This window comes from Paracraurococcus lichenis (assembly GCF_030657435.1).
GTDB classification, from domain to species: Bacteria; Pseudomonadota; Alphaproteobacteria; order Acetobacterales; family Acetobacteraceae; genus Paracraurococcus; species Paracraurococcus lichenis.
On sequence record NZ_JAUTWS010000288.1, the window covers coordinates 1 to 1,481 of the forward strand.

Annotated in this window: 1 protein-coding gene; it reads right to left on the reverse strand. The window is 66.7% G+C overall.

Going from position 1 to position 1,481, the window contains the following annotated elements; translation table 11 throughout:
• Nucleotides 1–24: 24 nt before the first annotated feature.
• On the reverse strand, nucleotides 25–1,377 hold the full coding sequence (locus tag Q7A36_RS39745) for an ISKra4 family transposase (RefSeq protein WP_305109312.1): 1,353 nt from the start codon (nucleotides 1,375–1,377) through the stop codon (nucleotides 25–27).
• Nucleotides 1,378–1,481 lie beyond the last annotated feature (104 nt).

Consider the following 1,481-nt stretch of genomic DNA (forward strand, 5'->3'; position numbering starts at 1 on the left):
CCGGGACTGCCGCATCTCTGGGGGTCACGCTGCGATAACAACTGCCAAGTGCTGATCGTTGGCAGCTTGGAAGCGCTGCCCGAAGCCGGTGCCGAGTGTGCCGTTGTAGACGGCGCAGCGGACCTGGAGCACGCGGTCGGCACCGAGCCGGGTCCAGCGCATCTGTTGCGACTTGGCCATCCGACGATTCACCAGGAAGTTGGCCGTGCCCTCAGTCAGGGCCGTGCCGACCCGCTGCCCCGCCCGGTGCCGCTCGGCGTAGTTGACCAACCAGTCACTCTGGCCAAGCAGATAGCCGTTCAGCGCCCGCAAGGCGGTCCATAACTTGCGCGAGGGCGCGACGGAGCGCCGGCCGTCCGCCTCGCCCCGGAAGTGATGCATGACGGCACGAATGCGATCGAGACTGATCCCGGCGTCCCGGGCCTTGCCGTTCCACAATCGCCAGCGCAGGCGCTCGACCTCCTCGACGATCACCACCTTCGCCGCTGCGCGTTCCGGGGTGTCGGACGACAAGGTGCCGGCGACCTGCGTCAGGTGCTGCAGCCGCATGCCGAGGTGGAACCAATCCAAAATCGGCAGGCTACCTATGCCAGCGTCGAGGAGGATGCGCCGTAGTCCTGGACAGCCGTCGGTGAACGCGGTCAGCACCGTATTCGGTGTCCGTCCGACCGCATCGAGGTTGCCGCGGATCAGCGCCGCGAGATCGGTGCCGGTCTTCGCCACAGCACCGAAGACTTGCCTTCCTCCTGCCTCGGTCTCGACATTGCCGATCCGGACCTCCAGATGCCGCTCGCCGTTCTCGCAACTGCGGACAAAGGTCGCATCCAAGGTCAACGTGACCGTCTCGGCACCGGCACTCATGGGCGCCTCGGTTGCGGGTCGTATCGGCAAGGTCTCGGCGACCTTGAAGGTATGGCGGCGCAAGCTCTCCGGATCCATGCCCGCATCGACCGGGAACATCTGACCGAGCAGGTCAGCCGCGGTCCGGTAGGTCAGCAGGGCGGAGAGCTGGGCGCGCAACCGGTCCAGCTCCGGGGTTGAGCGGACACGTGGTGGCCAGTCCACGCCAGCCTCGGTGGTACCGCATCCGGCACAGCGGAAACGGGGCAGCCGGACCGTCACCTGACCGAACAGTGTTGCGATCTCATGCTGACGATAGTCCTTCATCTGGCACGGGGTGCCGCAGGTCCGGCACTCCGGGCGGAGCGCGGCATGAAGACGAGCCTGCGCGGCGACGATCTCCTGCTGCACGCTGGCCAGGAGCTGCTTGCTCTCGGCCAGGGTCAGTCCCAGGCTGGCCAGGTCGGCGAGGGTGTCGGGCCTGGGGATTTGCAGAACGTCGGTGCTGTGCTCCGTCCCGTCGGCTTCTACGCTCACCAGTCTTACGATCCAGGCCACGTCGGCACTACCTCAGCGGGGAAAACGAGCCAGAGCATACTCGCTCTCGGTGGCGGACCCCCAATTCTGCGGCAGTCCCGGTG